This window comes from Tenacibaculum adriaticum (genome assembly GCF_008124875.1).
Classification (GTDB): domain Bacteria; phylum Bacteroidota; class Bacteroidia; order Flavobacteriales; family Flavobacteriaceae; genus Polaribacter; species Polaribacter adriaticus.
In genome coordinates this window covers 189,634-216,178 of record NZ_VNIA01000001.1, presented here as the reverse complement: position 1 = coordinate 216,178, position 26,545 = coordinate 189,634, and the positions used below count along the sequence as shown (strand labels likewise).

At 30.4% G+C, this 26,545-nt stretch carries 22 protein-coding genes; 15 read left to right on the top strand and 7 right to left on the bottom strand.

From position 1 onward, the window contains the following. Positions 1-24: 24 nt before the first annotated feature. Complete coding sequence (locus C7447_RS01075) at positions 25-480, bottom strand: DinB family protein (RefSeq protein ID WP_148868331.1); 456 nt, start codon at positions 478-480, stop codon at positions 25-27. A 40-nt stretch (positions 481-520) separates the two neighbouring features. Here C7447_RS01075 and C7447_RS01070 point away from each other — a divergent pair, with 40 nt between their 5' ends. Continuing rightward, complete coding sequence (locus C7447_RS01070) at positions 521-868, top strand: arsenate reductase family protein (RefSeq protein WP_148868330.1); 348 nt, start codon at positions 521-523, stop codon at positions 866-868. Positions 869-903: 35 nt separating this feature from the next. Here C7447_RS01070 and C7447_RS01065 read toward each other — a convergent pair whose 3' ends face one another. From C7447_RS01065 to C7447_RS01050, 4 genes are all read right to left on the bottom strand, one after another. Next, the gene (locus C7447_RS01065; RefSeq protein WP_148868329.1) at positions 904-1,380 is read right to left on the bottom strand and encodes a DUF4252 domain-containing protein; all 477 of its coding nucleotides are present in this window, start codon (positions 1,378-1,380) and stop codon (positions 904-906) included. A gap of 86 nt (positions 1,381-1,466) precedes the next feature. Then, positions 1,467-2,489, bottom strand: coding sequence for a glycosyltransferase family 9 protein (locus C7447_RS01060; RefSeq protein WP_148868328.1), 1,023 nt, complete (start codon positions 2,487-2,489; stop codon positions 1,467-1,469). A gap of 47 nt (positions 2,490-2,536) precedes the next feature. Beyond that, complete coding sequence (locus tag C7447_RS01055; RefSeq protein ID WP_148868327.1) at positions 2,537-2,932, bottom strand: DUF6165 family protein; 396 nt, start codon at positions 2,930-2,932, stop codon at positions 2,537-2,539. A gap of 14 nt (positions 2,933-2,946) precedes the next feature. Further along, on the bottom strand, positions 2,947-3,792 hold the full coding sequence (locus C7447_RS01050; RefSeq protein ID WP_148868326.1) for a hypothetical protein: 846 nt from the start codon (positions 3,790-3,792) through the stop codon (positions 2,947-2,949). A 100-nt stretch (positions 3,793-3,892) separates the two neighbouring features. Between C7447_RS01050 and C7447_RS01045 the strand changes: the two genes are divergently transcribed. The 6 genes from C7447_RS01045 to C7447_RS01020 all read left to right on the top strand — a co-directional run bounded on the left by C7447_RS01045 (position 3,893) and on the right by C7447_RS01020 (position 8,778). Continuing rightward, complete coding sequence (locus tag C7447_RS01045) at positions 3,893-4,498, top strand: thymidine kinase (RefSeq protein ID WP_148868325.1); 606 nt, start codon at positions 3,893-3,895, stop codon at positions 4,496-4,498. Then, the gene (gene alr / locus C7447_RS01040) at positions 4,495-5,595 is read left to right on the top strand and encodes an alanine racemase (RefSeq protein WP_148868324.1); all 1,101 of its coding nucleotides are present in this window, start codon (positions 4,495-4,497) and stop codon (positions 5,593-5,595) included. Before C7447_RS01045 ends, alr begins: the two co-directional genes overlap by 4 nt. Positions 5,596-5,648: 53 nt before the next feature. Next, positions 5,649-6,053: a large-conductance mechanosensitive channel protein MscL gene (gene mscL / locus C7447_RS01035; protein ID WP_148869477.1), complete on the top strand. Its 405-nt coding sequence runs from the start codon at positions 5,649-5,651 to the stop codon at positions 6,051-6,053. Positions 6,054-6,252: 199 nt separating this feature from the next. Beyond that, positions 6,253-6,678, top strand: coding sequence for an OsmC family protein (locus C7447_RS01030; RefSeq protein WP_148868323.1), 426 nt, complete (start codon positions 6,253-6,255; stop codon positions 6,676-6,678). A gap of 16 nt (positions 6,679-6,694) precedes the next feature. Next, positions 6,695-8,380 carry a single-stranded-DNA-specific exonuclease RecJ gene (gene recJ, locus C7447_RS01025; RefSeq protein WP_148868322.1) on the top strand — a complete coding sequence of 562 codons (1,686 nt, stop codon included), beginning with the start codon at positions 6,695-6,697 and terminating at the stop codon, positions 8,378-8,380. A gap of 53 nt (positions 8,381-8,433) precedes the next feature. Further along, on the top strand, positions 8,434-8,778 hold the full coding sequence (locus tag C7447_RS01020) for a hypothetical protein (RefSeq protein WP_148868321.1): 345 nt from the start codon (positions 8,434-8,436) through the stop codon (positions 8,776-8,778). Positions 8,779-8,800: 22 nt separating this feature from the next. Here the strand turns inward: C7447_RS01020 and C7447_RS01015 are convergent, their stop codons facing one another. Further along, positions 8,801-9,847 carry an endonuclease/exonuclease/phosphatase family protein gene (locus tag C7447_RS01015; RefSeq protein ID WP_148868320.1) on the bottom strand — a complete coding sequence of 349 codons (1,047 nt, stop codon included), beginning with the start codon at positions 9,845-9,847 and terminating at the stop codon, positions 8,801-8,803. A gap of 162 nt (positions 9,848-10,009) precedes the next feature. Here C7447_RS01015 and C7447_RS01010 point away from each other — a divergent pair, with 162 nt between their 5' ends. From C7447_RS01010 to C7447_RS00990, 5 genes are all read left to right on the top strand, one after another. Continuing rightward, entirely contained in the window at positions 10,010-12,790 is a 2,781-nt protein-coding gene (locus C7447_RS01010; protein ID WP_148868319.1) for a TonB-dependent receptor, read from the top strand. Between the two features lie 20 nt (positions 12,791-12,810). Beyond that, the gene (locus C7447_RS01005; protein ID WP_148868318.1) at positions 12,811-14,148 is read left to right on the top strand and encodes a DUF5689 domain-containing protein; all 1,338 of its coding nucleotides are present in this window, start codon (positions 12,811-12,813) and stop codon (positions 14,146-14,148) included. An 89-nt stretch (positions 14,149-14,237) separates the two neighbouring features. Beyond that, positions 14,238-15,128, top strand: coding sequence for a metallophosphoesterase family protein (locus C7447_RS01000; RefSeq protein ID WP_148868317.1), 891 nt, complete (start codon positions 14,238-14,240; stop codon positions 15,126-15,128). Positions 15,129-15,201: 73 nt separating this feature from the next. Then, entirely contained in the window at positions 15,202-17,460 is a 2,259-nt protein-coding gene (locus tag C7447_RS00995; RefSeq protein ID WP_148868316.1) for an inorganic phosphate transporter, read from the top strand. Positions 17,461-17,552: 92 nt separating this feature from the next. Beyond that, positions 17,553-19,106, top strand: coding sequence for a histidine kinase (locus C7447_RS00990; protein WP_148868315.1), 1,554 nt, complete (start codon positions 17,553-17,555; stop codon positions 19,104-19,106). On the opposite strand, the gene C7447_RS15020 is transcribed toward C7447_RS00990, so the two are convergent. Continuing rightward, entirely contained in the window at positions 19,094-19,228 is a 135-nt protein-coding gene (locus tag C7447_RS15020) for a hypothetical protein (protein WP_262712193.1), read from the bottom strand. The two genes, C7447_RS00990 and C7447_RS15020, sit on opposite strands and share 13 nt — an antisense overlap. Positions 19,229-19,262: 34 nt before the next feature. Between C7447_RS15020 and C7447_RS00985 the strand changes: the two genes are divergently transcribed. Genes C7447_RS00985 through C7447_RS00975 form a run of 3 tightly spaced genes read left to right on the top strand, consistent with a single transcriptional unit; the run spans position 19,263 to position 26,461 of the window. Next, a complete protein-coding gene (locus C7447_RS00985; RefSeq protein WP_148868314.1) occupies positions 19,263-21,806 on the top strand; it encodes a zinc-dependent metalloprotease in 2,544 nt (847 codons plus the stop codon). An 11-nt stretch (positions 21,807-21,817) separates the two neighbouring features. Continuing rightward, positions 21,818-25,129, top strand: a complete 3,312-nt coding sequence (locus tag C7447_RS00980) for a SusC/RagA family TonB-linked outer membrane protein (RefSeq protein ID WP_148868313.1) — start codon at positions 21,818-21,820, stop codon at positions 25,127-25,129. A gap of 12 nt (positions 25,130-25,141) precedes the next feature. Continuing rightward, on the top strand, positions 25,142-26,461 hold the full coding sequence (locus C7447_RS00975) for a RagB/SusD family nutrient uptake outer membrane protein (protein ID WP_148868312.1): 1,320 nt from the start codon (positions 25,142-25,144) through the stop codon (positions 26,459-26,461). The last annotated feature ends 84 nt before the right edge of the window (positions 26,462-26,545 follow it).

The window sequence follows — 26,545 nt, the reverse complement described above, 5'->3', positions numbered from 1 at the left end:
ATGAGTTGTTGAATTCATGAAAGGTTACACTAATTTAGCTAATGATTTAATAATACCTAAATGAGTTCCTTCGTGCATATTATTAAAAGCGATAGCACTTTCTATAGATTTTAATACATAACCTGTACTAGTGGTATATTCTTCATAATTTTCAAAAATACCAGCTTCGTAATCTTCTTGTAAAGTATCAGGTAAACCTAATAATAATTCTTTTACTTCTTCAAAATCTTCAGGTGTAAATTCTTCCGAAGGAAAAGTTCCTTTTTTATAGTTTTCAATTAACTCATCAGGAGCTAAACATTGTAAGCCTGATAGTTTATAATGTAGTAATTGTTGGGTAACGACTAAATGAGCCACGTTCCAAGCTATATTATTATTAAAGCCTGTTGGAATTGTATGTAATTGCTCGTGTGTTAACCCATCAATGCTTTTTAAAACTAATTCTCTAGTTTTTTTTAAAACGTCGAACTGTATATTCATTTTGTTGTTATTTTAGCGGAGATAAAGATACTTATTTAACATGAAGAAAGTTTATTTTTTACAGACTTGTGATACGTGCAGAAGAATTTTAAAAGAAGTGAATTTAGATGGGTTTGAAAAGCAAGAAATTAAAACGAGTCCAGTTACTGTAGCTCAGTTAGAAGAAATGCACAAACTGTCTAAGAGTTATGAAGCTTTGTTTAATAAAAGAGCAAAGTTGTATAGAGAGATGGATTTGAAGAGTCAAAATTTAACAGAAAAAGATTATCGTCAGTATATCTTAGATGAATATACTTTTTTAAAGCGCCCTGTTTTTATGGTAGATGATGCAATTTTTATAGGTAATAGTAAAAAGGTTGTAGAAGCTTTAAAAGTTAAAATAGGATAACTAAAAACCCGAGTTTTAAACTCGGGTTTCATTATTTATTTTGAGGCTACTTTTTCTTGTGCAGAAGACATTATTGAAGCTAATTCGTCTTTAGTGAGTTTGGTTTGTAGTCCAAACAAAACAAGTTTATCATCATCGCTACTTGCTTGTACAATAATTTCTCGTACAAAATTATCCTTTTCAATAAAGAATATTTCTGCTTTGCTTTCTTTGTCTTTTACTCGAACTAATGTTTTTAAGTTGTTTTTTCTTTTGAATTTTTTAAAGTCGTTTGCAACGGAGTTGTTTTCATTGTTGAAAACCAGTAATTTAAAGTCGCTCGACTTTTTAATAAGTTTTTGAAACTCATCTGCGTCTTCATCATCAAAAAAAGAACTACCAAATGAGCTTGATAAGTTGATTGAAAAAGCTGTTTTATTTTCATTGGCTTTGTAAAATTCTTTAAATGCTGTTTGTGCATTTACTGTTACAACTATAAAAAATGCGAAGAAAATTGAGGTTAATCGTTTCATAATACTTGGTTTTTAAAATGAAGACGAAACTGTAAAGCTTTTGTTACAAAGGGAATTAGAAAAAATATTTGAATAGAACTCTATTTTTAAAGATACTCATTTAACAATTTAACTATTCCATTTATAGATATGGTGTCAAAACAAGTAAGATATTCTTGTGGATATTTATTTCCATAAACAGAAGTAGGAATTAGTGGGTATTTTTTTAAATCAGGTAAAATTTGATTTTTAAAAGGTTGGTTAAACGGAGAAAAACCTAATGAAGGATGTGTCATTCCCCAAATGGTAATTACAGGAATGCCATACATAGCAGCTATATGTCCGTTGCCAGAATCCATAGCAATCATTACATCTAAATTTGAAATTAGTTTTAGTTCATCTTCAAATGATATTTTTTTTACCAATGAAATTACATTTTCGGAATCATCGGCAATACCCTCTAAAATTAATTTTTCTTTTTCTCCTCCCCCAAATAATAGTACTGTTGCATCTGTTTTAAGGTTAATTTGATGTATTAATTCTTTAATGTTTTTTATAGGAAGAGATTTGCTTTTATAAGTAGCAAAAGGAGCAAGTCCAATAAGTTTTTTTCCTTTTAATTGATTGAAAATTGAAGAAGGAATTTCACTTTTTTCTGGGAAGATTTTTTTAGTTAAGTCGAGAATAAATCCTAATTTTTTAAAAACATCTACATACCTGTTATGCATGGGGTTTAAAGGAAGTAATGATTTACCAATAACAGGTTTTGTAAGTTCTTTTTTCTCTTTCCTTCCTTTGTTTAACTGAACACAAGGAGTGCCTGTTAATTTAAATAATCCAACAACTATATTTGACCTTAGAACGTTGTGCAAATCAGCAACAACATCAATTTTTAATTTAGAAAGATCCTTAAAAAGTTTAAAAAGGCCTAATAAACCTTTATGTCTACCTTTTAAATCTGGAGAGAAAATAGAAACATTACTAAACTCGTTAAAAAAAGGACTAAAAAATGAACGTGTTAAAAAAGTTATTTTTATAGAATCATTTTGTTGAGTTAAGGCTCTTATAACTGGCACAGTCATAGCTACATCTCCCATTGCTGAAAGACGTATTACTAAAATATGTTTCATTTTTTGCTTATTGAAAGATGTTTATGATAGCTTTATTTTTTAAGTATTTAAGCTTTGTAATCTTCGTACGATTTTTCTTCAACTAAATCAGAACCTGTAAATTTATTAATCTCTTTTTTAACATCAGAGCGATCATCATTAGTGTAGTATACTGCACGAGCTAATTTTATAAAGGTATCACCAAAATCTTTAGCACGTTCACATTCTCTAATATCGTCTTCTATTTTCCATAATTTTTTGTTTACTTCTAATAAATTATGGTGTAATTTTTTTAAATGGTCTTTATTTGTAGATTCTTTATAGATACTATTTACAACAGGTGTTAGTACATCATGTTCGTGTTGTATGTTAGCAAGTTTTTTGGTGTCTTTTATTTCAGAAAGTTTAATTTCTAAAATGGTATACTTATCAATAATTTCTCCGTTCGATACTTCAATTTTCATGAATTTTCTTTTTGTTAAATAAATTTTCGTTCAATAATTTCTAAAAAGCGAGTTTCATATTCTTCTTTTTCAGACCAGTCATAATCAGGTTTTATGATCTTGTTGATGAATTTTTTAGCCTCCTTTTCCGTTTTAAATGTATTTAATTGCGAAATTACTCTATTAAAATCATTTTGATTGCCATCAAACAAATGTTTTACAAAAGCAATTCTATCATTTAATCCAATTTGCATAGTGCCTTGCAACTGGTCGTTTAATGTTTTTTTAGGTTCTGCTTTTTCAAATAAATTAGCCATAATATCAACAGATATTGTGTCTTGTAACTCATCTTCTAAAGTAGGGGTTTTTAGATTCTCGATAAATTGAGCTTCATCTTTTACAGCACTATCTTTAAATAAGATATTTTCTAACTCATCAAAAGGTTGTTCTATAACTTCCTTTATTTCTTGAGTTGTTTCTTCAATTATTTTTGTAGATAAATTTTCTTCTTCAATTTGCTCAATAATGTCACCTGCTACTTCTTCCACAATATCGTCTAACATTTTTTCATCAATTAGAATGTTTTTGTTAGTCTCTGAAGTAGTTAATTCATTTTTTGTATTAGTTGTTGTTTCTGGAATTGGTTCTGATAAAGTTTGTTCTTTTTTTATTTCGGCTTCAGCTATCTTAGTTATTAGCTCTTCCTTAGAAATAGTAGCATTCGGTGTTGTATTTATATACTCTTCAACATAAGCTAATAATGCTAGCTTTTCGTAAACTTCATATGCTTTTTCTTTTAACGCAAAGATATCTTCCTTATTTTTCATTTGTAAGATACTGTGTGCTAAACTCGTTAAGTCTGATGCTAATTTTTTGTGCATAAGTTGTTATTGGTTTTTATTTTATGCTGTTTAATTTTAATAAATTTGTTGCTTCTCGAAAGTAAGGCAAAAATAATACTTCGAGCTTTAAAATTACAAAATGTTTCTTGAAAATACAGTAAATCATACAGAACAATTTGGGTGGATTGAGGTAATTTGTGGCTCAATGTTTTCGGGAAAAACCGAAGAATTAATTAGGAGATTAAGAAGAGCGCAGTTTGCAAAACAACGTGTTGAGATTTTTAAACCTGAAGTTGATACACGTTATCATGAGGAAGAAGTGGTTTCTCATAACGATACTCGTATCCGTTCTACACCAGTGCCAGCATCGTCTAATATTAGATTGTTGGCTAATGATGTAGATGTTGTAGGGATAGATGAAGCGCAGTTTTTTGACGATGAAATTGTAGCGGTGTGTAACGATTTAGCCAATCGTGGTATTCGTGTAATTGTTGCAGGGTTAGATATGGATTTTAAAGGAAAACCTTTCGGGCCTATGCCTGCGCTTATGGCAACTGCCGAGTATGTTACTAAAGTGCATGCAGTTTGTACTCGAACAGGAAACTTAGCACATTATAGTTTTAGAAAATCATTAAGTGATAATTTGGTATTGCTTGGTGAAACACAAGAATACGAACCTCTAAGTCGTGCTGCTTATTACAAAGCAATACGCGAACAAGCTGCTAAAAACCAAGAAGAAGAATGAAAAATCACGTAACAGTTTTAGAAATTGATGCGAATGCAGTTTTACATAATCTAAACTATTTTAAGCAAAAATTACAACCCGAAACAAAAATACTCGCAGTAGTTAAAGCTTTCGGATATGGTAGCAATGCTGTAGAAATAGCTAAAATAGTTGAAGATAAAGTTGACTATTTTGCAGTAGCATATTGCGATGAAGGAATTGAGTTACGTGAGGCAGGAATTAAAACCCCGATTTTAGTATTACATCCGCAAGTACAAAATATAGCAGAAATTGTAAAATATAGGTTAGAGCCCAATTTGTATAATTTTACAATTTTTGAAGCTTTTTTAAAATATGCAGATGAAGCACCTTTAATTAATTACCCTATTCATATTAAATTTAATACTGGCTTAAACCGATTAGGTTTTTGGCATACAGATATTCCGAATATTTTAATTCAACTTAAAAAATCGAATAATGTATTTGTTCAGTCTATTTTTTCTCATTTAGCTGCGAGCGAAGACCCAAATGAACAGGAGTTCACGGTGAATCAAATTAATAATTTTGCATACATCGTTAAGCAGATGTATGGACATATGGATTATAAACCGATGATACATATTTTAAATACTTCTGGTGTTATTAACTATCCGAAGGCACAATTTGACATGGTAAGATTGGGAATTGGATTGTATGGATTTGGGAATGATGAAAAAGAAACAGCAAACCTTAAAAACACACATACATTAAAATCTATTATATCTCAAATTAATATTATTCAACCAGGGGAAACGGTTGGTTATAATCGTTCATTTGTTGCAAATAAACTTACTAAAAGTGCAACAATCCCAATTGGTCATGCAGATGGAATTTCGAGAAAATTAGGAAATAAAAATGGTTTTTTAATCATTAACAATCAACCAGCACCTATTATTGGAAATGTTTGTATGGATATGATTATGGTTGATGTTACCAATATTGATTGTAAAGTGGGAACTGAGGTTATTGTGTTTAATCATCAACAGCAAATAGAGTATATGGCACATAAATGTGAAACGATTCCTTATGAGATATTGACTGGGCTGTCAAGGCGTATAAAAAGATTTGTGAAACGTTAAAATTTTCTTAAATTGCTCGTCAATTAATTATTAAAAACAATAAAACTATGAGTATGTTAAAAGAATTTAAGGATTTTGCAATGAAAGGCAACTTGGTCGACATTGCAGTAGCTTTTGTAATGGGGGCAGCTTTCAATAAAGTGGTTTCTTCTTTTACAGGAGGTATCGTTTCTCCATTAATTGGATTAATTTTTAAATCAGATTTTAAAGATTTAAAATATGTTGTAAAAGAAGGTGTTGCGGATGCTGAAGGAAAGGTTGCTGGAGAAGTAGCGATTATGTATGGTGATTTCTTAACTAATTTAATTGACTTTATAATTGTTGCATTTGTTATGTTTATGATTGTTAAAGCGGTTAATGCAACAAAGAAGAAAGAAGATCCAGCTCCAGAAGCACCTGCAGGACCAAGTCAAGAAGATTTATTAGCTGAAATTAGAGATTTATTAAAGAAAAATTAATCTTTTAATTCTTGTAAAAATATAAACCTCGCTAGTTAGCGAGGTTTTTTTATTTATAAGGGTAAGTAATTGTTAAATGTATTTCTCCTTTAGTATAAAAATTGAACAAAAGCATGGTTTCTTTATCATGATTTGAATCTAATGGTATAGGTTATATTTTTATTAAGTAGCTTTGTAGATCATCATAAAAATATACTATATGACTTTAGATACAGTAACTACCAAATGGAAAACGGACATGTTGTTAGTAAGCGATAACCCTAGTGGTCAAAACGTTTTCATAGATGCTTCTCCAGAAAGCGGAGGGCATAATGAAGGGTTACGCCCTAAAGCTTTAATGTTATCTTCTTTAGCTGGTTGTTCAGGATTAGATGTGGCTTCCTTATTAAAAAAGATGAAAGTTGAATTTGATACTTTTGAAATTATTGTTGAAGCTGAATTAACAGAAGAGCATCCAAAATATTATCATAAAGTACATGTTAACTATCATTTTTATGGAAATAATTTAGCTGAAGGAAAAATAAATAAAGCAGTAAAATTATCAGTAGATAAGTATTGTGGTGTGATGGAAATGTTTCGTCAGTTTGCTACTGTTACCACACAAAATCACTTTCACAATCAATAATTCTAAAAACAAATAAATGCGCTGGACTTTTAAGCCCGAACCAGATTATAAAATAGTAGAAAGATTAGCAGAGGAGTTATCTATCGATAAAACGTTAGCTAAAATTTTAGTACAGCGAAACATTACAACATTTCAAGAAGCAAAAAAATTCTTCCGTCCTACATTAAAAGATTTACATGATCCATTTTTGATGAAAGATATGGGTTTGGCCGTTCAACGAATAGAAAATGCAATTGAGAATGAAGAAAATATTTTAGTTTTTGGAGATTACGATGTTGACGGTACCACAGCCGTCTCGTTAGTTTCCTCATATTTAAAAACTTTTTATTCGAATGTGGCAACGTATATTCCCGATCGCTATGATGAAGGCTATGGAGTTTCTTATCAAGGAATAGATTTTGCAGAGGATAATGATTTTAGCTTAATTATTGCGTTAGATTGTGGAATAAAAGCGATTGATAAAGTTACTTATGCAAAAGAAAAAAACATTGATTTTATAATATGCGATCACCATAAACCAGGAGATGAAGTTCCAAATGCTATTGCGGTTTTAAATCCTAAACAAATAGATTGCTCTTATCCGTACGATGAATTATGTGGTTGTGGAGTTGGGTTTAAATTAATTCAAGCATTAGCCTCAAAAAGAAATCAAACGATTAACGATTTAGTTCCGTATTTAGATTTAGTAGCAACAGCAATTGCAGCAGATATTGTTCCGATGACAGGTGAGAACAGAGCATTAGCTTATTTTGGGTTGCAAGTCATAAATACTCAACCTCGTAACGGAATTAAAGCGATTATCCATCAATTACAAAAAAAAGAATTAACCATTACAGATGTAGTTTTTATTATTGCTCCACGAATTAATGCTGCAGGAAGGATGAAACATGGTAATTATGCAGTTGAATTATTAACTGAAATGGATTTTGATTCAGCAATTACATTTGCTTCTTCTATAGAAACATTTAACTCTGACAGAAAAGAACTCGATAAAAAAATTACTAAATCAGCATTATATCAAATTGAGGATAATAATGAAACGGATTCTTATACAACAGTAGTGTATAATGAAAATTGGCATAAAGGTGTAATTGGTATTGTGGCGTCTCGCTTAATTGAAACCTATTATCGACCTACATTGGTGTTTACTAAAAGTGGCGATAAGTTAGCTGCTTCTGCACGTTCTGTAAAAGGATTTGATGTGTACGATGCACTTGATCAATGTTCAGAATTTATAGAACAATTTGGTGGACATAAATATGCTGCAGGGTTAACTTTATTACCAGAAAACTACGAGAATTTTAAATTCAAGTTTGAAGAAGTGGTTAAAAATACCATTGATAAAGAGCTTTTAACTCCTGAAATAACTATAGATACTGAGTTAGAATTATCTGAAATATCACCCAAATTTTTTAGAATAATTCAGCAAATGGCTCCTTTTGGGCCATTAAATATGAAACCTATTTTTGCTTCAACATCAGTTAGAGATAATGGTTATGGAAAACAAGTTGGAGAAGATAAAACACATTTAAAATTGACCGTTTTTCAAGGTTCTGATAGGAAGTCGTATGGAGCCATTGGTTTCGGGTTGGGAGCTAAAATAAATTGTGTAGAAAATGAGTTCGATATTGCTTATAGTTTAGATGAAAATGTATGGAATGGAAACACATCGATTCAGTTAGTATTAAAAGATTTAAAATGATTATTTAGAACAAATCTAAATAATACTTATATTTGATCCATAATATTTTGACTATGGAAGATATATTTAAAATTTACGACAATAAAATAGGAATATCTTTTCAGTGGAAAGACGTTCAATCAAAACTCACACAAGTAATCTTTAGAGATACAGGTTTTCATTTATCTGTAGAAGAAATAGAATTGTTTATTGAAAAAATTATGGATGCTAAAATGCAGAAGACTTGTTTTAAGTGTGAAGCAGGTGAATATTGTAAGTCTATATTATTACAAACTCCATCAAATAAAGTAAGTATGGCTGTTTCTTTAGTTGAATTGGGGCAAATAGAAGATTTACTTAAAGGGACATTATTTCAATTAAGAATGAATAATTATTTAAATGATATCTGTAAAAATTAAAGAGATTCTTAATTTTTAAGCTTTATTTTTTTTCTTTAATTAAATAAATATATACAGGGTAATGATCACTATATCCTCCAGTATATTGCCCGTTAGAAAAACTTCTAAAAGGATAACCTTTGTACCGACCGCTTTTCTGAGTTAAAAAACGTTTGTTGAAAATTCCTGATTTAAACATTTTATAACTTGAATAGGTTTTTTCTCCTTTTTTATTTAATAAAGGAGAGGTAAACATAATTTGATCAAACAAGTTGATATTATCTCTATAGCCTAAAGTATTAAATCCTTTTTTAAACATTTCTTCATAAGGATTATAAATATCTGTTTCTTTTACATCATTTTTATCCGCTTTTGTTTTCAAAACATTTTTTAAGCTAGAGTTGATGGGGTCGTCGTTAAAATCGCCCATAATAATGATTTTCGCATTATTATCGTTCGTTCTAATTTTTTCAATGATTTGGGTAACTTTATACGCTGCTTTTTCACGTAGCGGTCTACTTTCTGCTTCTCCGCCACGTCTAGAGGGCCAGTGATTTACGATAATATGTATTATTTCATCATCTAAATAACCTGTTACCCATAAAATATCTCGAGTATATACTTTATAGTTTTTATCATAAATATTTGGGTCAAAAACTTCGTAGTGAATTGGTTTAAAATATCGTTGTTGATATAATAAAGCAACATCAATACCCCGTTTATCAGGAGAATCAAAGTGAATAATACCGTATCTTTTCTTTTTTAAATTTTCTGATTTCACTAAATCTTGTATAACAGCTTCATTTTCAATTTCGGCAATACCTAAGATTGCAGGACTTGTATTTGCTTTTTCTTTACCCAATTGTAAAATAACGTCACTAAGTTTGCCAATTTTGTCCCAATACACTTTAGATTTATTTCCCTTTAGTTCCATTATTGGACTAAACTCATCATCCTTTGTTGGGTCATTAATTGTATCAAACAAATTTTCAAGATTATAAAAAGCAACAGTTCTTATATCGAATTGTTTTTGAGAATATCCTATTGACAAAGTTAAGAAGCCTAAAATTGATAAAAATGTTGTTTTCATTTACTAGTTATTTATTGAGTAAAAATAAAACAAATTTCACGCCAATGTTTTTAATTGGTTAATAATTAGTGTATAAAGGGGGTAAACATGGTGTTAATTTCTTGAAAAAAATGTAACTTTAAATGCATTTATACAGCATTTTTTAAAACTAAATTACTTGTTATGAAACAAATCATTATATCAGTGTTGTTCGGTTTTTTTTTAACCTTAGATTTACCAGCACAAAACATCATAAAAGGAGTTGTTAAGAATAGCAATTCTGAATATTTTATGGAAGGTGTTTCTGTAAGTGTTAAAGAAACAGAAATTAGTCAAGTAACTGGTGCTGATGGGGTTTTTGTTTTACAAAATATATCCAACGGAGAGTATATTGTCGTTTTAAAAAAGAACGGTTATGAAACTCAAAACTATCCTGTTAAATTATCGGGAGATGTTGTTGATTTAGGAATTGTTTTTATGTATGAGGATGAATTATATGAAGAACAAGATTTAAGTACAATTACTATCACAGATGATGAATTAAGTGATGATACTAGTGGAGCAGATAATATTTCTGGACTACTACAAGCATCTAGAGATGTGTATTCTCGTACAGCAGCTTTCGAATGGAGTCCGTCATTTTATAGAATTCGTGGTTTAGATTCAGAAAATGGTAAAGTTCTTATCAATGGTGTTGAGATGAATAAGCTATACAATGGTCGCCCACAGTGGAGTAATTGGGGAGGATTAAACGATGTGTTAAGAAATCAAGAGTTTTCTAATGGTTTTACGCCTTCTAACTATACCTTTGGAGGAGCATTAGGTTCAACAAATATTTCTACCAGAGCTTCTGAATATAGAGAAGGGGGTAGAGTTTCTTATGCTTCTTCAAATAGAAGTTATACTCATAGAGTGATGGCTACTTATGCATCGGGTGTTTTAGAAGATGGTTGGGCATTTGCTATTTCTGGAAGTAGAAGAGCTGCTAATGAGGGGTTTGTCGATGGTACATCTTACAATGCTTTTTCAACTTTTGCTTCTATAGAGAAAATAATCAATGACGAGCACAGTTTAAATCTCACTTCTATTTTTGCTTCAAATAGAAGGGGGAAGTCAGCTCCAAATACGCAAGAAGTTTATGATATTAAAGGAATAAAGTACAATCCTTACTGGGGGTATCAAAACGGAAAAATAAGAAATTCTAGAATTAAAGATGTAGAAGAGCCGATTTTAATGTTAAATCATTACTGGAATATATCTGATAAAACACAATTAAAAACAAGTGTGGCTTATCAGTTTGGAGAGATAGGAAATAGTAGAATAGATTATAACGGAGCTAGGTTAGATCAAAACGGATGGCCAGTTGGAGGAGGTTCAAATCCAGATCCTACGTATTATCAAAACATGCCTAGTACAGCTATTAGAGATGAAGAAGGGAATGAGTATGCTTTATTACAGAATTTAATTAACGATGGTCAGTTAAATTGGAATGAATTATATCGTCAAAATATAACTCGTCAAAACAGTACGAACTCAATTTATATTCAGTATGAAGACCGTAATGATGATAAGCAATTTACGGTTAATACTATATTAAATACAGAATTAACGGATAATATAACTTTAAATGCGTCTTTAGATTACAAAAAACTGAAATCTGAAAACTTTGCAAATGTTTTAGATTTATTAGGTGGTGAAGGTTATTTGGATGTTGATACTTTTGGCTCTACATTTGATGAAAAGCAAAACGATTTATTAAATCCGAATCGAATTGTTGGTGTTGGAGATCGTTTTAAGTATAACTATAATTTAAATTCTGAAGTATATACAGCATTTGCTCAAGGTCAATTTAAATACAATAAAGTTGATTTTTATTTAGCGGGAAATGTTTCAAGAACTTCTCATCAAAGAGAGGGTTTGTATTTAAACGGGAGTTTTCCTACAAACTCTTTAGGGAATTCTGAAAAACTAGAATTTACAAACTACGGGGTAAAAGCAGGAGCTACATTCAAATTGTCTGGGCGCCATCTAGTGGATATTAATGCTGGTTATTTAACTAAAGCTCCATCATTAAGAAACTCTTTTTCTAATTCGAGAGAAAACAATAATGTGGTTAGAGATTTAACAAGCGAAAAAATTTTATCAGGAGATTTTAGTTATATCTTAAGAAGTCCGATTGTACAAACAAAAGTTACTACATATTATACAAAGATCCAAAATGCTACAGAAATAGCGTTTTACTATACTGATGGATTGTCAACTATTCAGGAAGAAACGAATGATGATAGTGGTTTTGTACAAGAAATTTTAACAGGAGCTGACAAAAAACATTTCGGTGTTGAGTTAGGGATAGAGGTACAAGCAACACCTACTATAAAATTAAAAGGAGCCGCTAATATTGGTCAGTATACATACGATAACAATCCGAATGTTTATTTAACATCAGATAGGTTTGAAGATGTATTAGATTTAAATGAATCTACTTTAAAAGATTATAAATTAGCGACAGGACCACAAAAAGCATATTCTTTAGGTTTTGAGTACCGCGATCCAGATTACTGGTGGGTTGGAGCAACAGTAAATTATTTAGATGATATTTATGTAGATGTAGCACCAATTACAAGAACTAATAATTTTTATCAAGACACAGATGGATTACCCTTTTCTGATTATGACCCAGTAGTTGCAAGGCAATTATTAGCACAAGAAAAATTTGAAGCTTATACGGTTGTAAATGCAGTTGGGGGAAAGTCATGGAAAATAGGAGAATATTATATAAGTTTATTTGGAAGTATTAATAACTTATTTAATAAAGAATACAAAACAGGAGGTTTTGAACAAAGTAGAAATGCAAGTTACCGTAATTTAAAAAATGATAAAGAGTTAGATACACCAGTATTTGGTAATAAATATTGGTATGGTAGAGGTACAACTTATTTTATCAATGTAAACTTTAGATTTTAATAAAAAACAACACATAAAAAATGAAAACAAAAAACATAATTAAATTAATCATTGTAATAGTAGTGTTTGTATTTACATTCAGCGCTTGTGTTGAAGATAGCGATTATCAAATTCCAGACGCAACTACAGTTCAAGATCCGGGATTAGTAGTAACTAATACTATTCAGTCTGTTAAAGATATGTATCAAGGATCTGTAGTAGATTTTAGCATTTTAGGAGACTTGATTATTGAAGGATATGTAGTTTCTAGTGATGAAACAGGGAATATTTATAAAACAATATCTATTCAAGATAAACCAGTAGATCCTACTGCTGCTATTCAATTAGCAGTTGATGCTGTAGATATGTATACTTTTTATGAAGTAGGTCGTAAAGTATATGTTAAACTAAGTGGTTTAGGGTTGGAGGATAATAACGGTGTTCTAGAAATAGGTGCATTAACAGGAACAGTTGTAGATAGAATTTCGTCAACATCATATAAAAATCATATTGTTCGCTCTATAGAAGTAACAACTATTCAGCCTTTAATTCTTCCTAGTATTAATAGTGTTAATGATTCTTACCTTAATATGTTAGTACAATTTGAAAATATACAAGCTTCAAATCAAGACGAAACTTATGCAAATGTAGAGAATACATTCTCTGTTAATAGGACTTTTAAAAGCTGTTCAGATAATGAAACTATTATTTTAAGAAATAGTGGTTTTGCTGATTTTAGAGCTCAATCAATTCCAAACAAAAGAGGAACATTAACAGCAGTATTAGGTAAATATAGAACAGATTTTCAATTGTATATTAGAAGTACTGAAGATGTAGATTTTACAGAAGACAGATGCGATCCAGTCTTTGAAGAAAATTTTAATAGTGCGGTAGACAATACTACTCTAGATTTAAGTGGATGGATTAACTATACAGAAGCTGGTTCAGCAGTATGGACAGAGCAAGTATTTAATGGTAACGGCTATGCAGAATTAAACCCATTTGGATCTGGTGATGCTTCAAATATCAATTGGTTAATCACACCAAGTATTGATTTAGATGCCCAAGACGGAGAAGCTTTAACATTCCAAACAGAACATGCATATCCAGACGCAGGCCATGAGCCATTACAAGTATTAATTTCTACTGATTTTGATGGAACAGAAGCTGGTATTGCAACAGCAACATGGATAGCTTTAGATTTTAACGTAAGTTACATTGTCGATTTTGATGAGTGGTTTACTTTTACAGATTCTGGAACAATAGATTTAGCTGGTTTTTCAGGTAATGCATATGTTGCTTTTAGATATACAGGAAGTGACACTATGAATCAAAATATGACATTGCATGTAGAAAATGTAAAAGTAGCTGTTCAATAAATTTAGAATTGAATAAAAATATTTAAAAACCCAAGTTTTAAAACTTGGTTTTTTTTACGCATCTTTACCTCCTTAAAAATTAACTATAAATGTCTGCGGATAGTAGAATAAATAGAGCATTTCAGGAAGCAAAAATATTGCCGTTAAACGCCGATTCTAAATATATTTTATTTTCAGATTGCCATAGGGGAGATAACAGTTTTGCAGATGATTTTGCGCATAATAGAAAAATTTATCAATATGCGCTATCTCAATATTTTCAAAAAGGATTTACATATATAGAATTAGGAGATGGGGATGAATTGTGGGAAAATTCGTTTGATAAAATTTTTAGAGCAAATAAAGAGGTCTTTTTAACGCTTAAAAAATTCCACGATAAGAATAGATTACACTTTATTTGGGGAAACCATGATATGGAATATAAAAACCCCAAAAAAGTAATTAAAAATTTAAGTTATTATCGAGACCCTGCGACAGGAAAAGATAAAGAACTATTAGTAAACACGACTTTTTCTGAAGCTATTAAATTACAGAGAAAAGATGGAAAATGTGTGTTTTTACTACATGGGCATCAAGCAGATATGTTTAATTATACTTTTTGGAAGCTAAGTAGGTTTTTAGTTAAAATTTTATGGCGACCTTTGCAAACTTTAGGAGTTGATGACCCTACGAGTCCAGCCCAAAATTTTAGAGAGCTAATAAAAGTTGAACGACATTTAGAGCGTTGGATTCGTAAGAATAATAATCAAATGCTAATAACAGGACATACTCATCGTCCGCGTTTTCCACAACCCAACGAATTACCTTATTTTAATGATGGTAGTTGTGTGCATCCTAGATGTATAACAGGTTTAGAAATAGAAAACAATCAAATAATACTTATAAAATGGCACTTAATTACTAATGAGGATGGTACTATGCAAATTATAAAAACGATATTAGAAGAACCACAAAATATATCAAAATACACAGGTGAATAGATATATTTGATAACAATTACGTAACATTAGCGAAGGCATACCTTTATACATTTGTTGAGTTTAATTTTTTAGAATGGGAGATCCATATATTTTAATGTTAGTAGCGCTTGCTGCGCTTGCTATTTTAGATTTAGTCGTAGGAGTAAGTAACGATGCTGTAAATTTTTTAAATTCAGCTATCGGATCTAAAGCACTACCTATAAAAACTATTATGATTATTGCCAGTGTTGGTGTTTTCTTTGGAGCGATGACATCAAGCGGAATGATGGAAGTGGCTAGAAAAGGTATTTTTAATCCGAATATGTTTATGTTCGAAGAGATTATGTACATTTTTATGGCAGTAATGATAACAGATGTTCTATTGTTAGATGTTTTTAATTCGTTAGGGATGCCAACTTCAACAACAGTTTCTATTGTATTTGAGTTACTGGGAGCAGCTGTAGCAATTGCTTTAATAAAAATCTCAACAAATGATTCACAAAGCATTAAAGATATTTGGAGCTATATAAATGATGAAAAAGCTACTGAAATAATTTTTGGAATTATATTATCTGTAATAGTAGCATTTACTGTAGGTGCTATTGTTCAGTATTTTTCAAGATTAATTTATTCATTCGACTTTGAAAAAAGACCTGTATATATTAGCGCACTTTTTGGTGGTTTTGCCTTAACAGCTATTACATATTTTATTATCATAAAAGGATTAAAAGGAACTCCTTTTTATGGTAGTGTTGCAGGTTTAATTGAAGGAAATACAGGTGCAATTATTCTTGGTAGTTTTTTACTTTGGTCTTCTATTTCATATGCGATAATTCAATTTTTTAAAATAAATATTTTAGTGGCAATTATTGCTGTGGGTACTTTTTCATTAGCAATGGCTTTTGCAGGAAATGATTTAGTAAACTTTATAGGAGTGCCCATTGCTGCATTAAACTCGTACGATGCATGGCAAGCTTCAGGTGTAAGTGCCAATGCTTTTTCAATGGGAATATTAGCGCAGAAAGTACCTTCTAATACATGGTTGTTATTGTTTGCAGGTTTAATAATGGTGATTACTTTATGGACGTCCAAAAAAGCCCGTGCTGTTATAGAAACAGGTATTAATTTGTCACGTCAAGGTGATGGTCAAGAAAAGTTTCAACCTAATAACTTATCTAGAGTAGTAGTTAGGGCAGCGATGTTTACCAATCAAGGATTAAATTATATAATTCCAGAGAAAACTCAAAACTATATTAATTCAAAATTTGAAAAACCTGTTGTTAAGTTGCCTAGAGATAAAACATATGAATTACCAGCTTTTGATTTAGTAAGAGCGGCTGTAAACCTAATAATGGCAAGTGTTTTAATTTCTATCGCTACTTCTATGAAGTTGCCATTATCAACTACTTATGTAACTTTTATGGTGGCAATGGGTACTTCATTGGCAGATAGAGCATGGGGGCGTGAAAGTGCTGTATATCGAGTAGCTGGTGTTCTTAATGTGATTGGAGGATGGTTTTTAACGGCTATAATTGCCTTTGTAGCTGCGGGATTAGTTGCTTATCTTATTAGTTGGCATACAGCTATAATACCAGTATTATTAATGGTTGTTATAGCCATGTTAGTTCGTACTTCATTGCAATATTCTCAAAAAGCAAAAGAAGAGAAAAAACAACAATATGTTGAAAGAGCAGAATTAATTTCTATTAGTGGGGTAATAGAAGAAAGTTCTAGCCATATTGCAGAGGTTGCTGATCGTGTAAACAAGTTATATTCTAGTGTGGTAAATGATTTAGCAAATCATGATTTAAATAAATTAAGAAAGACAGATAAGCATGTTACAAAGCTAAACAATGAAATAGATAACTTAAAAGATGGTGTGTTCTATTTTATTAAATCATTAGACGATACTTCTGTACAAGCAAGTAGATTTTATATTTTGATTTTAGGGTATTTACAAGATGTTGCTCAGTCAATTAGTTATATATCTCGTGCTACATATAAACATGTTAATAATAATCATAAAAATCTTAAAAAATCACAAATTAAAGATTTAAAAACGATAGACAATCAATTATCAAAATTATTGAACGATGTTAGTAAAACTTTTGAAAACCAAAGTTTTGACAGTATTGCTCATATTCTTCAGGAAAAAAGAGAGCTATTAAAAGATGTTTCTTTATCAATTGAAAGACAGGTGGATAGAATTAGGACAGATGAAACGAGTCCTAAGAACACTACTTTATATTTTAGTATCTTATTAGAAACACAAGATTTAATATCTGGTTTAATTAGTTTACTGGAAACGTATGAAGAGTTTTATGTAAGTACAAAAATTATACATATTCCTTAAAATAAATAATAAACAAAAAATCCCGAGGGTCACCTCGGGATTTTTTGTTTATTGCACCTTTACTTTAGTTCATCAAAAAAATATAGTAATATTTGTTCAAGAAAAAATATATTTTTATACTATTTATAGTTGTTTTAATTACTATTAGTGCTACTTATAGTATAAATAAACTAATATCTGAGAAAGCGACGATAGTAAGCCAGAGTATTGCTCAACGAAGTTTTTATAAAAAATATAATAATTTACAGCATCAGTTTGAGCTATTGCAAAAACCTCTTTACGAAGCTAAAAATGTTGCTTTAAAACAATCTAACTTAGAAAATGTTATTCAACAGTTAGAAGTTCTAAGAGAAATCCACACATCAGATAGTAGTAGGGTAAGTAGTTGGTTTGGTGTTATAAAAGAGTCTAATATTATAGATTTTGATAGTGCAGAATTATCTAATGATAGTATTATTTCTTTGAAAAAAGAAGTTTTGTTACAATATGATAGTTTATCTACACAAAGGCTTTGTAATAGAGTTTTTAAAGATGTAAATAATAATTATTTGTGGAGGCACATAGCTATATTTAAAACTCCTTACGGAACTGTTTTTTATGGTTATGATTTGGATTTATTGGCTGTTCAAAATCAATTTAGAAATATAGACGTTTATGCAGTAAGTTACGCCTATGTGTTTAATTTAGAAGGAGTATGTTTGGTACATCCTGATACTAGCTATATAGGTAAAGATGTTTTTAAAATGACACCTTTGCAACCAGAGGATACTCTAAATGTAAAAAGTAAATATAGCGAACGTATTGTAACATCAGAATATTTACAATTTGATGTAATCAACTACACAAAATGTCTACCATTATTTGATGATACTTTTTTTGTGTCTATTAATTTTCTCAAAAGCATTTATGAAGAAGATGTAAATCAAATAAAAAAATATAGTTCTTTTATTTATATAATTTTCACTATCCTTTTGCTTTTTGTGTTTTATTATTTTGCTTTAACAGTATATGTTCATTTTAAAGAAAAAGCAACGCTAGAACACGATAAAGCTAATTTAGTTTTAGAAAATGAGATTTATCAAAAAGAAAGTGCTTTGTTACAGTTACAGCAATTAAAAAATCAAATTAACCCACACTTTTTATTTAATAGTTTAAATTCATTATACACGTTAATAGGACAAAATAATAACCTCTCTAAAACTTTTGTTATTAAGCTTTCTAAGTTATATAGATATCTTATTGAAAATCCTAAGGACAATATTGTAGATGTAAAAACCGAACTGGAGTTTGTAAAACAATACTTATTTCTACAAAAGACTAGATTTAATGAGAGTCTTCATTGGGATATAGAAGTTAATACACACTGTTTAAGTGAAAAAATTCCTTATTTATCTTTACAGACTTTGGTAGAAAATGCGATCAAGCATAATATCACTTCTAAAGAAAAGCCTCTTTTTATTGTTGTTTTAATGCTTGACAAAAAGGTAGTTGTTAAAAATTCTTATCAGCCTAAAAAAACAATACAAAAAGGGAATCAATTTGGATTAAAATACTTAAAGGATATTTATAATTTTTATAAGACACCGAATTTTAAATTTTATATAAAAGATGATTTTTTTTGTTGTGAATTACCTTATTTGAAATAATTAGAATTAGTTATTTCAAAAAGTATTTTAATCTTATAGACTTTAATTAGTAAATATTCATCTACTCCGTTTTTTAACCCATTCACTCCTTTTCTTTTGTCTAAGAGGAGTATATCTCTCATTTTTACAGCTTTTAATAAAGAGTTAATCTAGTTTATGACATTTTTTTTACGCCTACTGATAATATCAATCATTTGTATATTACCCTCAACGACAGTTGTTTCTCAAGAAATAAAAGAGAAGGATTCTTCTAAAGTCACTCTAAAAAAATATGCAGAGTTAATAGAGAAAGGGACCTTGAAAAAAGGAATATTTAATATCATTAAGGTTAAAAATGATTATTATTTTGAAATTCCAGACTCTTTATTAGGTAGGGAGTTTCTTATAGTAAATAAAATATCTAAAGTTCCTTTAGCACTTAACGAATCGGGTTTAAACAAAGGAATGGTGTTTGAGGAAAAAATCATCACTTTTCAAAAAGACACTTTATTAAACAAGGTATGGGTGCGTACTTCTAATCCAATGGTAACATCACCTAAGAATGATGCTATTACTGAATCTGTACAAAATAATTTTTCTTCTTCTATTATTGAAGTTTTTAATATAGCTTCTATAAATAAAGAAGCATCCTCTGTTGTTGTAAATGTGAATAAAGTATTTAACGGAGAGAAGAAAAGTTTTAATAATGTTTTTAATGATACAGGCCTAGGCGGGTCGACTGAAACAGATTTATCATATATAAAAAAGATAAAAACATTCCCCAAAAATGTTTTAGTTAGATCCGCTCTTTCTACTACTTTTAATGATATAGGAGGTAGTATACCTTTAACTATAGAAACGGCTTGTAATATTGTGTTGCTTTCTAAAACTCCAATGCAGCCGAGGTTCTCAGACAAACATATTGGTTATTTTTCTAAAAAACACTGGTTTTTTAACGATAAGCAACATTCTATGAAAGAAAAAGACCTTATAACAAGGTGGCGTTTAGAACCAAAAAAAGAAGATGTTAGTCGTTATTTAAAAGGAGAGTTGGTAGAACCTGAAAAACCAATTACATTTTATATTGATCCATCTACCCCAAAAAAATGGAGGGATTACATTAAGAAAGGTGTTTTAGATTGGCAAAAAACATTTGAAAGAGCAGGGTTTAAAAATGCGATTATAGCGAAAGAGCCAAGTGAAAACGATATTGATTTTGATGTAGATGATGTGCGGTATTCTGTGATTACTTATGCCGCTTCACCAAAGGCAAATGCTATGGGACCTTCTGTAGTAGATCCTAGAAGTGGTGAAATTCTGGAATCAGACATTATATGGTGGCATAATTTAATGGAATCTTTGCATAGTTGGATGAGAGTTCAAACAGGGCCCATTGATGAAAAAGCTAGAAAGAATGTTTTTGAAGACGATCATATGGGGGAGGCAATACGATTTGTATCATCTCATGAAGTGGGGCATACTTTAGGGCTCAAGCATAATATGGGGTCTTCTTATGCTTTTGAAGTAGATTCTTTGCGGTCAAAAACATTTACAAAACATCATGGAACTGCACCTTCTATAATGGATTATGCTAGGTATAATTACGTGGCACAACCAGAAGATCATATAACAACAATTACTCCGAAAATAGGAGTTTATGATAAATATGCTATAGAATGGGGGTATAAGTGGTTTACTAATAATGATGAAGAAAAAAAGTATTTAATAAACCTTATAAAGAAACATTCTAGCGATCCTGAATATTTTTATGGAGAGCAGCAGTCTTATAAAGATATTGTAGATCCACGTTCACAAACTGAAGACCTCGGTGATAATGCAGTATTAGCTAGTGAATATGGGATTAAAAACCTAAAAAGAGTCGTTAATAATTTAATTAATTGGACTTACGAAGAAGGAGATGATTATTATAATACAGGTAAGCTCTATATGGGTGCTATAGGGCAATGGCAACTGTATAATAAACATGTGTTAAATAATATAGGGGGTATTCATTTAAATAATACTGTTCATGGAGATAATAAACAATCTTATGAACCAGTACCTTATAAAATACAACAAGATGCTGTTGGTTATCTAAATAAACATGTATTTGCTATTCCTGAATGGTTGTTTTTAAATAACACGATAGAGTATACTTACCCTCTTAAAAAATCTCCTTTAGGACCATATGAGTATAGTCCTTATACTCTTGCTAGAGAGTTACAAGCTAGTGTGTTTTATGATTTGTTTAATGATGCTAGATTATTGAGGATAATAGAATCGGAATTATATCATTCTAAAAATCAAAAGGTATTTACAGCAAAGGAATTGTTTGAAGAAGTTAGGAGTAAGGTTTTTAAAAAAACTATGAAGAATAAATCATTGAGCCTTTTCGAACGAATGACACAAAAAAATTATGTTGATGTGTTAATTGTCGATTTAGACAAACTTTCAAAAAAAGAAAATAATAAATCTTTACAAATTTCTTCATCATTACAAATACCAACAATTTGTAATTTCTCCTTAGAAAAAGGAGATATAGCTGCTAGAAATATCAATTTCACTTCCCTAAAAAGAGCTTCAGAAATAGGCTCTTTAAAAAAAGGAGAATTACACACTTTACTGAAATTCTTAAAAAGAAAAAGAAATAAAGGTGATGAATTAACACAGGCTCATTATCTCGATTTAATTGAAAGAATTACAAATGTTATAAACCCCTAAACTTTAATTTTATGAAAAAAATACGAATACTATTTTTATTACTATTCCCTTTGCTATGTCTCGGGCAAGAAGGAGGCTCAACAAAAGAGCAAGAGCGAATTATAACAGGTATTGTAATCGATGAATTTGAAATGCCTATAATGGAAGCCACTGTGATGGTAAAAAATACTATGAGAGGTGTTTCTACAGATGAAAATGGACACTTTGAAATAAAAGCTAAGCCTAATGACATCCTTGTTTTTTTGTTTATAGGTTTTACTGATAAAGAAATTGTTGTTGGAGATCAAACAAAGATTAATGTTACCCTAGATGAAGAAATAGATGTACTTAACGAGGTGGTAGTAACAGGTTATCAAGAAATTGAAAAACGTAAACTTACCTCTGCAGTAAGTAAAGTAAAATTGGAAGATGTAAATCAAATAGGTGTTTCTAGTGTTGATTTATTATTACAAGGGCAAGCGCCAGGTGTAGTAGTGGCTCAACAAGCAGGTTCTCCTGGAACTATTTCTCGAATAAGAATTCGTGGTACAGCATCTTTATCAGGGCCACAAGATCCTCTTTGGGTAGTTGATGGATTGCCTCTTGAAGGAAATGATGTGCCTGATTTTTCTGATAAAGATAATATTGACCAATTAAGAAACTACAGTATTGCAGGAATTAATCCTGATGACGTTGAAGATATTACTATTTTAAGAGATGCAGCAGCTACAGCAATTTATGGTGCTAGAGCATCTAATGGAGTTATTGTTGTAACTACTAAAAAAGGAAAAAAAGGACAAATGAGAGTTAATTTCTCAGCGAATACATTTTACAGTATGCGTCCAAATTTCAGCAAACTTAATTTAATGTCAGCTGCTGAAAAAGTAGATTTTGAATTAGCTCTAGCCAATCGTACTGACTTAGACTTTAGATCAGACAAAGGTGCAGTAATGAGAATACTAAATAGTAGTAGTGAGTTAGATGCTTATAGAAACGGAGGATTTTCTGCATTGAGTAATTCTACACAAAACAGTATTAATAATTTAAAATCTAATAATACCAACTGGGGTAACTTGTTATACCAAGCAGCTGTTAATTCGCAATACAGTTTAAGTATATCTGGAGGTAACGATATTTCTGATTATTATTTTTCTTTGGGTCTTTATGACGAAGAAGGAACAACAATTGGTACAGGTTTTAAACGTTATAATGTTACTCTTAAAAATAATTACCAATTATCTGATAAATTTGATGTAGGAATTTCTTTATTAGGCTCACATTCTAAAAAGGAATCATATATTACAGGAACGGACGCATTTACCAATCCTTCTAATTATTCAAGAAACGTAAATCCATACCTTACCCCTTTTAATGAAGATGGAATGTATTTATATGATGAAGATATTGAAGGTTTAGATGGAAGACATGTTCCTTTTAACTTTCTTGAGGAAAGAAACAATACTTCTTATAATTTAAAAAATAATGCTTTAAAAGCGATTGTTGATGCTTCGTATAAATTAACTAAAGACTTAAAAGCTTCTACTCAATTAGGTTTACAAGTAGATCAAAGTAGTACAGAAAAGTATGCTGGTGTTGATACTTATTTCACTAGAAAGGCAAAAGAAAGAAGTCGTAGATATGATTCTCAGTTAGGGGATTATTATTATTTTTTACCAGAGGGAGGAATCATTCAAAACCAAGAAGATAGTTTTTTTCAGTATAACTGGAAATCTTTGTTAGAGTACAATACTAAAATTGCAGGTAAGCACGAGATTGATGCAATGATTGGTTCGGAGCTTAGAAAAACATATGGTAAAACTATAGCAACACAAGGTTTTGGGTACAATCCTAAAACATTGACTACTACTCCTATTATATTTCCTAATGAGTCTACTGCAAATGAGTCTATTTATAGAGCCTACCTGAGAGGAACAACAGAAAACGCATATTCTTCTTTTTATGCTACAGGTTCTTATACTTATGATAAAAGATATACTGTCTTTGGAAGTGTTCGTTACGATGGGTCTAATTTATTTGGGGTAGATCCTAAATATAAATATCTTCCATTATGGTCTGCTTCAGCAGCTTGGGCATTATCTGAAGAAGAATTTCTTAAAAACAGTAATGTAATTTCTGATTTACGTTTGAGAGCTTCATATGGTTTACAAGGAAATATCGATAGAAATACTTCTCCTTTTGTTGTTGGTTCTTACGGGCAAGCTTCTGTATTACCTAATACGAATGAAGAAGCAATTACAGTTACTTCTCCACCAAATGGTAAGTTACGTTGGGAAAAAACAGAGAATTATAATGTAGGTACTGATATTGGATTGTTTAACAACAGGATTAATTTAAGCTTTGATGCTTATACAAGAAAAAGTTCTGATTTAATTGGGTTAAAATCTATTGCTTTAGAAAACGGATTTGAATTTACGAACCTTAATTGGGCTCAAGTTTCAAATAAAGGTTTCGAAATTTCTTTTTCGACAAAAAACATAGTTACTGAAAATTTTAAATGGACTACCAGTTTTAATATTGCTCATAATAAAAGTAATGTAGATAATATTAAAATTGCAGAAAATAGCTTTTTCCCATCTAGAGAAGGATTACCTGTAAATGCAGTTTTTGCATTAAAAACGGCTGGGATAGATGAAAACGGTTACCCTATGTTTTGGAAAGGAGACGAAAAAGTTTCTGCCGTTGAATTTTTTGATTTATTCGATCCTTGGGCAGATTTTTTCCCAGGATACCTATCACAGTCAAATTTAAGTAATGAAGATTTTAGAAATTTATTTACTTATGTTGGAGATAGAGACCCTAAGTATACAGGAGGTCTTATAAATACCATAAAATATAAAAATTTCGACTTAACCGCTTCAGTAAATTTCAACTTAAAACAAACGGTAACTGAAAATTTACCATATAATTCAACTCAAGTTGATAGAGGTCAAAATTATACTAGAGATATTTTAAATGCATGGTCACCATCTAATACTGGTTCTAATTTACCAGCTATTGTAGGAGAAACTTCGGGGACAGGAGATTCTTGGATGGCTTATAAATGGTTTTCTGGAGGGAATGCGATTAACACAATGGGGTATTTAGATACTTATGTGAAGGAAATAAGTTATGCTAGAATTTCTAGTATTCGATTAGGGTATAGTTTACCGAGTTCAGTAACATCTAAATTAAACATAAGTAAGTTTAGGTTTAATTTAGAAGGAAGAAATCTATTTGTTATAGGTTCTGATTATTCAGGTTATTTTGACCCAGAAACGTATGGGAATATTTATGCACAACCTATCCCAAGATCTATTGCATTAGGAGTTAATGTATCATTCTAAAAAAAATAAAAAATGAAAATAATTATAAACATATCACTCGTATTAATAATGAGTCTTGGTTTTATTTCTTGTGATGATTTTCTTGAAATAGAACCAGAAGGGAAAGTAATCCCGAAAACGTTAGAAGAAAATAGAGCTTTAATAACAACAGCTTATAATGCATTTCCAGTTCATAAGTCTTATGCAGCGTTTAGGTCAGATGAATTGATTTTGGATAGTAGTACAGATGATGCTCCTTTTTTTAAGGATTTTTACCTTTGGAACGATACGAATCCAGATCCTATAACATTTGAATATCCATGGCTTTCGTTTTATACAACAGTTTTTTATGCGAATCATATTATAAATGAAGGTGTTTCTACAATAAAACAATCTGAAGAAAAGGATCAATTAATAGGAGAAGCTTATGCTTTAAGAGCTTTCGTTTATTTTGACCTTGTAAACCTTTATGGTAAGCCATATAATGTTACAACTTCTAGTCAAGATAAAGGAGTGCCTATTGTTTTGATAACAGATTTAGAACAGGTGTTATCTCCTTCTTCTGTGGCAACTGTTTATGAACAAGTTGTAGCAGACATTGAAAGAGCTAAAGAACTTATTAATGTAAATACTCAAGAAGTTGGTAAGAACTACCGTTTTTCTAAAAGTGCTTTATATACTTTAGAAGCTAGAGTTAACCTTTATATGAAAAATTGGGACAATGCATTACAATCAGCAAATAAGGCATTAACATATAATGAAACACTCGTAGATTTTAATGTAGATAGCACATTGCCAAATCAATATAATTCATCAGAATCTATTCTTGCATTAGAAGACGTGTTTGGGTATAAAATGAATAATGCTTCTTTTATATCAAATGACTTAATTGCTTCATATGACAGAGGTAACGATTTACGTTTTGACTTGTATTTTGTTGAAAATGGAACTAACTATAAAGCTAGAAAAGGAGGAACTCAAGATTTTATATGTTCAATGAGAACTTCAGAGCTTTACTTAATAAAAGCAGAGGCTTTATTGAACTTAAATCAATTAGACGCATCTAAAACAGCATTACTTTCCTTGCTTAAAAATCGTTACACTACAGCATATTTTACAACATTAAATACTGAGATTCAGTCTATGGATGAAGCAGAATATACTCAAAGATTATTTGAAGAACGTAGAAGAGAATTGGCTTTAGAAGGGCATAGATGGTTTGATTTAAGAAGAAATAATCAAAAAGAAATCACTCACACCTATGATGGTACAGTATATACTCTTGAGCAAAATGACCCAAGATATACATTACAATACCCTCGTAGTGCAAAGCTTAATAACCCTAACTTATAGTAATTTGGATTAATAAAACTATTAGGTGATATTTAATAGTTAAAAGCCTAACAAATTGATGTTAGGCTTTTTTTATTTTGGTGT